The following is an 8,818-nucleotide window of genomic DNA, read 5'->3' on the forward strand; positions in this document are numbered from 1 at the left end:
GTTATCCTTATACTTTTACCGTTAACAGGCTGTTGTGCCTGGGCAGCAAGCTTTCAGGGATTTTCCCCAGCTGACAGTCGGCTTTGGTGACGGTTAACCCCTGCGCTGCGCAGCGATCTTTTAGCAGCGGCAGAAATTTCTGGGCCAATCGTAACGCCTGATTATGGTCAGTATAAAACTGCAGTTGTAACTCGCAGTCCTGCAGTTTCGCTACCGCTAAAAGTTTACCGTATTGCTGCAAGTCAAATTTCATGGTCAGTTGCCACTGTTTCCGGCCTTCGCTGCCATTTTTACCTTCGGCATCCCGTTGTTCTATCTGCAACTGCGGCAATATGGTCTGGCCTTGCTGCTGCAAAGGCAACTGCAATAGCCATTGCTGCAGCTGACTTTGTGCATCCACTGTGGCCAGCTGACTTTGCTGCAACGGGCTGCTTAAGCTGGCCAACTGACGCAGCGCGCTGCCAGCCTGCGCCCCATCCAGTTGCGATACCAGCTGGCTTAAGCGGTTTGCCGGCGCGTTGGCGGCCGGTGTTTGTTGTTTCTGGCTTAAATGACCCAACAGCAATTGAATGGCCAGTGCCAGCGTGCCGCCGCTGGTTTGCAGATTTGGCTGGCTTTGTAATGGCTGAAACTGCAGTGCGGCAGCAAGCTGGGCGGCAATAGCCGGCGGCGCTATCGGTTTGCTGATCTCAGGCAGGCTTTGCTGGATCTGGCTGAACAATTGTTGCAGCGCCGCTGGCAGATTTGGCATGCTATTGGGCTGCAACAACGGTTGAGACAACAGCGGCAGTAAATTACGCCAGGCCTGAGTTTTTACTTCTGGCGGTAGCTGTATTAGTTGTTGCATGACAGGGGTTGTCTGTACGGTGTTTTTCAGCGGCGGTTGCGATGAGCCCGCCTGAACGTTAGCTGAGTTAGCCTGCCAGTTTATCGGCCGATCGGCCTGGTTTTGATTCACCGTGACGGTGCTGCTTGGTCCGCTGGCTTGTAGTAATAATTGCCATTGCCCGTTTTTATTCTGCGGGGCCTGCAATTGCAGCAATAGTGGCACCAGATTATTAGCGGGGTTTAGCGGTGTGCTGGCTGATGTCGGGTTTGCCCCGATGTTAGCCATACTGGCCAGTGTAGCCGACAGTTGAGGCGGTATTGTAATATTCAGCTGGCCGATACGAATTTTCGTCGCATCAGGCGTAATACGTTGCTCAATCGGTGGCAACTGACTTATCAGAGCACGTAACAGCTGCTGTGCCGATGCCGGGCTTAAAGAAAGCGGTTCGACGCCTGTCGGGCTGGGGGCGACTGCACCGGCTGCTGCAGCAGGTTGCAGCGACAATTGCAGCTGAGTACTCTGGCTTGTGGTTATTGTCAGCACGACACTCTGGCGTCCTGCGCTTGTTAAGGGAGGCGGTGCCGACGCTGTATTGTTAGCCTGCACAAGCCGGTTAAACGCGGCGAGCTCCTTGCTGGTTAAGGTAAGCAATACCGGACTGGCAGCGGTGGTGCCGGTCAATTGTAACTGACCGGTTTTCAAATCAAGTTGCATTGGCAAGGTAACCGGCTGGCTGGCTGCTTGCGCTTGAACTGACTGGCTAACGGCCATGTTAGACGGCAGATTAACCTGAGCCTGCTGCGAGTTCTGAGTATTCTGAGGGCTGGCCTGCGCGGCCAGGTTGCTGCCAGCGCTAATGCCAGCCCGGGCATGATGATTAGTCAGGCTAACATTACTATCGGGCTTTATCTGCAGTGTTGGCAACTGCTGACTAAGCCATTGACTGATAACCGGCTGCAGTTGGGCGGTAGTCAGACCAATACTGCTGGCCGGTGGCGGCATCGTCTGCACGGTAAGGCTAAGTTGATTATTGCTAACTGGGCTTAACTTTATCTGTAACTGCGGGCCAAATTGCTGACTGATTTGCTGAGCGAGCTGTGCAGGTATCGCAACTTTTAGCTGGCCCTGAGGCGTTTGCAGCTGCAGCTGGTTGGTGCCCGACAGCATTTGCAGTCTGGCGGTGTAAAGCTCGCCAACCAATAGTTTTAGCTCAGCGCTGTTTGCCCCGGTTTTAGATGAGGCGCTTGATGGCGGACTCTGCAATAATTTTTCCAGATTGATCTGGTTCATATTTCCCCTGATTAATCACGTTGCCAGCAGTAGTTCTGATTCGTATTCCCGCTGCGGTATGCTACTATGCGCGCAATTTTAACAGCCGTCGATACCAGGGTCAGTGAACTTAAATCAGCCACTATTTGCCAGCACTGCAGCAACAGATGCCGCATCCGTTGTCACAAAAAATGCCGGGCCGGTGTTACAAGGCCAGCAGTTAAGTTGCATCCGGCAAGACCGGGTGTTATTTGAGCAATTGTCGCTTCAGCTTAGTTACGGCCAGTTGCTGCAAATACAAGGCAAAAATGGCGCTGGCAAAAGTTCTTTGTTACGTATATTAGCGGGTCTGGCACAGCCCGACGATGGTCAATTGTATTATCAGGCTAAGCCATTAGCAGAAAGCTTGCCAGCCTATTGCGCCAACTTATGTTATATCGGCCATCAGAGCGGTGTTCATGAGCAATTAACGGCCTTAGAAAATTTGCGTTTCTGGCGGGCTGCGGCCACTTTGCAACCGGCTGATGATTGGGCGCTACTGGCCAAACTAGGTTTAGCGGGCCTGGAGGATATACCGTGCCGTATGTTATCTGCCGGGCAGCAGCGGCGGGTATCCCTGGCCCGGTTGTGGTTAACACCAGCGTTAATCTGGATCCTCGATGAGCCTTTTACTGCACTGGACCAAGGTGCGATTCGCCTGCTGCAACAGCATATGCTGGAACATCTGAATAAGGGTGGTGCCATTATCTTAACGACGCATCAACAGCTTACGTTGCAATTTCAGTCTTTAATTCAGCTGGAGCTGACCTACCGATGGTAAGCATGGTTTTTTTACAGCGTGAACTGCGTTTACTGGCCCGGCAAAAAGCCGACTGGCTGAATCCCATCCTGTTTTTTATTATTGTGCTCAGTCTGTTTCCATTAGGGGTTGGGCCAGAGCCCAATATGTTACGTATTATTGCTCCGGGGGTTATCTGGATTGCCGCGTTGCTTAGTGTGCTACTGGCTGCAGAGCGGCTGTTTAAAGATGATTACCGCAACGGCGTTATCGAGCAATTAGTGGCAGGGCGGCACAGCCTGCTGGCGTTTGTGCTGGCCAAAACCTTTGCCAACTGGCTCAGTACCGGGCTGCCGTTGCTGTTGTTGTCACCGGTGGTTGCCTTGTTGCTGGGGCTGGAGCAGGCGGCACTGAGCGCAATGGCATTAACCTTGTTGCTCGGTACCCCGTTGCTGAGTTTACTAAGTGTGCTCGGCTCGGCCCTCACCATGGCTGCCGATAAAGGCGGTATTTTACTGGCGCTACTGATTTTGCCACTGTATATTCCGCTATTAATTTTTGCCAGTAGCGCCATAGAGGCCGCCAGTATCGGGCTGGGGTATCAGGGGCAATTGGCCATTTTACTTGCCATGTTATTATTGGCGTTAGCGCTGGTACCAATGGCTGTGACCAGTGCATTGCGAATTAATGTGAGTTGATATGTTTAAGTGGTTAGATCCGTACGCTAAAAGTGAAACGCTGTATCATTTTTGCGGCAAACTGCTGCCTTACCTGATGGTCAGTGCGCTGGCACTGCTGCTGTTGGGCAATATCTGGGGTTTGGCATTTACTCCGGCTGATTATCAACAAGGCGACAGTTACCGGATCATTCATATTCATGTGCCATCAGCCATTATGTCAATGGGCGCTTACGCGGCCATGGCCAGTGCGGCGTTTGTAGCACTGGTCTGGCAAATTAAAGTGGCCCATTGGGCCGTACTGGCCATCGCGCCAATTGGCGCTGTGTATACCGTCATTGCGCTGGCGACTGGTATGGCCTGGGGCAAACCGATGTGGGGCGCCTGGTGGGTATGGGATGCCCGCCTGACATCGGAACTTATTTTGTTATTTTTATACTTAGGTGTGATCGCGTTAAATGGCGCCTTCAGTGACCGCCAAGTGGGGGCTAAGGTATCCAGCTTGCTCGCATTAATCGGGGTGATCAACTTACCCATTATTCATTTTTCCGTAGAATGGTGGAACACCTTGCATCAGGGCGCCAGTATTACAAAGTTCGCCAAACCATCCATTGACCCCAGTATGTTGTGGCCGTTATTAATCAGTATTCTGGCTTTTGCCGTATTACTATTGGCGTTAACCTGTTTAAGGCTGCGCACTGCCATATTAATGAACGAACAGCACCGGCCCTGGGTCAGAAAGCTGGTAGGAGGCTAAATATGCATTTTCAGTCTTTCAGTGAGTTTTGGGCTATGGGGGGCTATGGCTTTTTTGTCTGGTTGTCGTTTGGTATCACCTATTTGCTGCTGGCGGGGTTAATTACCATCAGTATGTACCAGCAACACCAGTTTAAGCAGCAGTTAAAAGCAACGATTGCCCGCGAACAACGAATTAAGCAGTATCAGGAGCAACAAATCTAATGCAGCCAAGACGTAAAAAACGCCTGTTTTCGATTTTACTCATCATCAGTCTAATCACCGGGGCGGTTGGTGCTATGCTGTTTGCTTTGCAGCAAAATATTGACTTGTTTTACACCCCCACCCAGTTGGTGGAAGGGCTGGGTAAAGATAAAGTAAAACCGATAGTCGGACAGCGCCTGCGTATCGGTGGCATGGTGGTACCCGGCACGGTGTCACGCGATCCACAAAGTTTAAAAGTCCGTTTTCAGCTGGTCGATACCGGGCCAACGGTCTGGGTAGAGTATGAAGGCATTTTGCCTGATCTGTTTCGCGAAGGGCAGGGTATTGTCGCGCAAGGCACCCTGCAGGCACCGGATCTTATCGCGGCAACGGAAGTACTGGCCAAGCATGACGAAGAATATATGCCGGCAGAAGTTGCCGAAGCCATGAAAGGGATCCGCCACGTGCCACCCTCGCAGGCAAATTTTGCCACGGGTGATAGCAGCGCAGAGAATGGCTACGGCAAACCAGCAGATAAACCAACGTATTAAGGGGCAGGGCGATGATAGCTGAATATGGCCAGTTGGCACTGACCTTTGCTCTGGCATTATCAATACTACTGGCCATTGTGCCACTGTATGGCAGTTTTAGTGGTAACCAACGGGCATTGCTGCAGGCCAAACCGTTGGCGATTGGTTTGTTTATTTTTTGTTTGCTGGCAAAACTGGCGCTGGTTCATGCGTTCTTAACCAGCGATTTTACCGTGATTAATGTCGCGACCAATTCCAGTTCAATTTTGCCCTGGTATTATCAGATAACCGCTAGTTTTGGTTCCCACGAAGGTTCAATGCTGCTGTGGATCTTAATGTTGTCGGGCTGGACCGCGTTGGTGGCAATATTTTCCAAAGGCTTACCCCTGTTAATGCAGGGCCGGATCCTGGGTGTGCTGGGCCTTATCAATATTGGTTTTATTGCGTTTTCATTGTTTATGTCTAACCCGTTTGCCCGCAGCTTGCCGTTTTATCCGGTAGAGGGAATGGATTTAAATCCGCTGTTGCAGGATTTTGGCATGATTATCCATCCGCCGCTGTTGTATATGGGCTATGTTGGCTTTGCGGTGTCATTTGCTTTTGCTATTGCCGCGCTGATTGGCGGTAAATTTGACAGTACCTGGGCACGCTGGGCCAGGCCCTGGACGCTGGCAGCCTGGTTGTTTTTAACCTTAGGTATTATGTTTGGCAGCTGGTGGGCCTACCATGAGCTGGGCTGGGGCGGCTGGTGGTTCTGGGATCCGGTTGAAAATGCCTCCTTCCTGCCATGGCTGGTAGGCACAGCGTTATTACACAGCCTGGCGGTGACGGAAAAGCGCGGTACCTTCAAGTCATGGACGGTATTGCTGGCATTAGGGGCGTTCTCATTAAGTCTGGTTGGGGCATTTTTAGTCCGCTCCGGAGTGCTGGTATCGGTGCACTCGTTTGCCGCCGATCCTGATCGGGGTATATTCTTACTGGTGTTCTTGCTGCTGGTGATTGGTGGCTCGCTGGCGTTATATGCCAGCCGGATGAACTCGGTACGCAGTCAGGCGCGCTATCAGCTGTTTTCGCGCGAAGTAATGCTGTGGGGCAATAATGTCTTTTTACTAACCGCCACTTTAGTGGTGTTTTTAGGTACCTTATTTCCGCTGTTTCATAAAGAGTTGGGGCTGGGCACCATTTCGATTGGCGAACCGTTTTTTAACCAGATGTTTTACTATCTGACTATCCCGTTTGCGTTATTGCTTGGCCTCGGGCCTTGGGTACGCTGGAAACAGCAGCCGGTGAAGCCGTTGCTTGGGCCTTTTAGCTTAATTGCGCTTGCCAGTCTGACGTTGGCCCTCGGTACCCTGGCTGCAATGCAAAGTATCCAGGCAAATTTAGCCCTGCTGGGGTTGCTGTTAGGCGCCTGGGTCGGGTTATCAGCATTGTACGAATTATACCAGCGGCTCAGCCAGTTTGGTTCGGTTAGCAAGGGTGCGTTTAAGTTGCACGCCAGCCACTACGGCATGACCATCGCCCATATCGGTTTCGCCGTGCTGGTGGTGGGGGTTGCCATGACTAAAACCTACAGCGTCGAGCGCGATGTCCGGATGCAAATTAATGACAGCATCAGTCTGGCCGGTTACCAGTTTACCTTGCTGGACGTATACCCGTTACAGGGCGCAAACTTTGGCGGCGAAGCGGCAGAAATTGCCGTGCATAATAGTAAAGGCCAACTGATCAGTCAGTTGCATGCCGAGAAACGTTTCTATCAGATCCAGCGCACCGTGATGACGGAGTCGGCAGTGCATGCCAGATTAAGCCGTGATCTGTATGTGTCATTGGGCGAGGCGCTGCCGGGCGATGCCTGGGCCCTGCGACTTTACGTTAAACCTTTCGTCCGCTGGATTTGGCTAGGTGGCTTGCTGATGGCGCTGGGTGCGCTGGTGGCACTGCTCGATAAGCGTTATCGCCGTGGTAGCAGCAAGCTTACTGCCGCGAATAATTCGGAGGCTGCTAATGCGTAAACTTATGTTTTATGTACCATTGGTGTTGTTTCTGACCCTGGCGCTATTTTTACTCAGTGGCCTGTTTTCAAACCCGATGGAGCGTGAGTCGGTTACCACCAACAAACCGCTGCCCGCATTCAGCCTGCCTGATTTAATGCAGCCAGCGAAGCGCTGGCAGCCAGAGCAACTGCATGGTGAAACGTTTTTACTGAATGTCTGGGGCACCTGGTGCCCTACCTGTAACGCCGAGCTCAGTTATATGACAGAGCTGAAGCAACAGGGCGTTAAAATTATTGGCTTATATTACGTATTACCGGTCGACCCACTGCTGGGCGAGAGTTTTGATTTAGCCTTGTTACAGGCCGATGTCAGCAACAAATTGCAGCAGCGTGGTAACCCTTATCAGTTTAATATACTGGATGCAGATCGCAGTTTATCGCTGGATTTAGGCGTAAGCGGTGCGCCTGAAACCTTTATTGTCGATAGCAACGGCATTGTGCGCGAGCATCACATTGGCGATATTAATCCGCAGGTATGGCGTAATAAACTGGCGCCGCTTTATCAGAAATGGCGGCAACAGGATGGCACCGAGTGATGAAAATGCTGCTGCGGTTCCTCACCATCTTATTGTTTGCTATGCCGGCTTATGCAACCGAAGAAGCGTTGCAGTTTGAAAACGAAACGCAACGACAGCTTTATCAACAGCTTACCGCTGAGCTACGTTGCCCGCAGTGTCAAAATCAGAATATTGCCGACTCCAATGCGGTTGTCTCTGTCGACATGCGCCAGAAAACCTACGATATGATTAAGCAGGGCGGTAATCGCGACGACGTATTAGATTATATGATCAACCGTTACGGCAATTTCGTCCATTATCAGCCACCGTTAAATCGCTATACCCTGTTATTGTGGCTAGCACCCTTGCTTATGCTGCTTGCTCTGGTTGCGCTGCAGTTAAAACGCCGCCGTCAGCAGGCTGATGAATTTTCAACAGACGCCGCAGCAGAGGCAGCATCTGGGCAAAGCGGGTCGGCCAAACTGGATGCTGAGCTGGATCAATTAATTGAACAATACCGGAGTAAGAAATGACGTTATGGCCTCTGCTATTGGTTGCCCTGCTTATGCTGGCGCTTTGCGTCATTATTATCAGTTGGCCCCGTAAAGCCAGTGCAGCCAACAACCAAACGCCGCTGCAGTTATTTGAAGAGCGTCTGCAACTGCTGGCGCTGGCCCGAGACAGTGGTGAGCTGGCCGAGCAGGACTTTGTCAGCGCCGCGGCAGAATTAAAACAGCAGTTTAATCAGCAACAGCAGCAAACCATTAATTTTCGCCAGCCGAAACATCAATTGTTATGGCATCTGGCGCTGGTCGCGCTGGTGTTTGTGGTGGTGGCATTAACCTATCGGTTTAATGGTCATTATCAGCAACTGGCTGACTGGCAGCTAGCCAAAACCGAACTGGCAAGTTATGGTGAGCGGGCGCTGCTGGGCCAGGGTGAGCCATTATCTGAGCATGAAACCCGCCTGTTTGCGCTGGCACTGCGCACTAAGCTGGCAGTGGATGGCGATGATGCGGTAGCCTGGATGTTACTTGGCCGGATCTGGATGTCACAGGGCTTAATGGAAGATGCTATCGAAGCATTTGAAAAATCACTGGCGCTTAGCCCGAATCGGATACCGCTGTTGTTAAATTACTCCCAGGCATTAATCGTGGTCGGTGGCGATGAAAACCTCGGCCGGGCCGGGCGCGCGGTGGCCAGGGTATTATTAACCGAGCCCGACAACCTCGATGCTATGTCGTTA

10 protein-coding genes are annotated in these 8,818 nt (G+C 51.7%); 9 read left to right on the forward strand and 1 reads right to left on the reverse strand.

Annotated elements, in window-relative coordinates:
* Positions 1-7: 7 nt before the first annotated feature.
* On the reverse strand, positions 8-2,119 hold the full coding sequence (locus tag ABY802_RS06785) for a flagellar hook-length control protein FliK (protein ID WP_372626271.1): 2,112 nt from the start codon (positions 2,117-2,119) through the stop codon (positions 8-10).
* Positions 2,120-2,222: 103 nt separating this feature from the next.
* Between ABY802_RS06785 and ccmA the strand changes: the two genes are divergently transcribed.
* The 9 genes from ccmA to ccmI all read left to right on the forward strand — a co-directional run.
* On the forward strand, positions 2,223-2,918 hold the full coding sequence (gene ccmA, locus ABY802_RS06790) for a cytochrome c biogenesis heme-transporting ATPase CcmA (protein ID WP_372626272.1): 696 nt from the start codon (positions 2,223-2,225) through the stop codon (positions 2,916-2,918).
* Entirely contained in the window at positions 2,912-3,574 is a 663-nt protein-coding gene (gene ccmB, locus ABY802_RS06795) for a heme exporter protein CcmB (RefSeq protein ID WP_372626273.1), read from the forward strand. The genes ccmA and ccmB overlap by 7 nt, the downstream gene beginning before the upstream one ends.
* 1 nt (position 3,575) lies before the next feature.
* Positions 3,576-4,310 carry a heme ABC transporter permease CcmC gene (gene ccmC, locus ABY802_RS06800; RefSeq protein ID WP_372626274.1) on the forward strand — a complete coding sequence of 245 codons (735 nt, stop codon included), beginning with the start codon at positions 3,576-3,578 and terminating at the stop codon, positions 4,308-4,310.
* 2 nt (positions 4,311-4,312) lie between these two features.
* Complete coding sequence (gene ccmD, locus ABY802_RS06805; RefSeq protein WP_372626275.1) at positions 4,313-4,513, forward strand: heme exporter protein CcmD; 201 nt, start codon at positions 4,313-4,315, stop codon at positions 4,511-4,513.
* Positions 4,513-5,043 carry a cytochrome c maturation protein CcmE gene (ccmE, locus tag ABY802_RS06810; protein ID WP_372626276.1) on the forward strand — a complete coding sequence of 177 codons (531 nt, stop codon included), beginning with the start codon at positions 4,513-4,515 and terminating at the stop codon, positions 5,041-5,043. Before ccmD ends, ccmE begins: the two co-directional genes overlap by 1 nt.
* 11 nt (positions 5,044-5,054) lie before the next feature.
* On the forward strand, positions 5,055-7,034 hold the full coding sequence (locus ABY802_RS06815) for a heme lyase CcmF/NrfE family subunit (protein ID WP_372626277.1): 1,980 nt from the start codon (positions 5,055-5,057) through the stop codon (positions 7,032-7,034).
* Positions 7,027-7,611 carry a redoxin family protein gene (locus tag ABY802_RS06820; RefSeq protein ID WP_372626278.1) on the forward strand — a complete coding sequence of 195 codons (585 nt, stop codon included), beginning with the start codon at positions 7,027-7,029 and terminating at the stop codon, positions 7,609-7,611. Before ABY802_RS06815 ends, ABY802_RS06820 begins: the two co-directional genes overlap by 8 nt.
* On the forward strand, positions 7,611-8,105 hold the full coding sequence (locus ABY802_RS06825) for a cytochrome c-type biogenesis protein CcmH (RefSeq protein WP_372626282.1): 495 nt from the start codon (positions 7,611-7,613) through the stop codon (positions 8,103-8,105). Before ABY802_RS06820 ends, ABY802_RS06825 begins: the two co-directional genes overlap by 1 nt.
* The coding region (gene ccmI, locus ABY802_RS06830; RefSeq protein WP_372626279.1) for a c-type cytochrome biogenesis protein CcmI at positions 8,102-8,818 on the forward strand (717 nt) is incomplete at its 3' end. The genes ABY802_RS06825 and ccmI, both read left to right, overlap by 4 nt.

This window comes from Arsukibacterium sp. (assembly GCF_041616895.1).
In the GTDB taxonomy this organism is placed as follows: domain Bacteria; phylum Pseudomonadota; class Gammaproteobacteria; order Enterobacterales; family Alteromonadaceae; genus Alishewanella.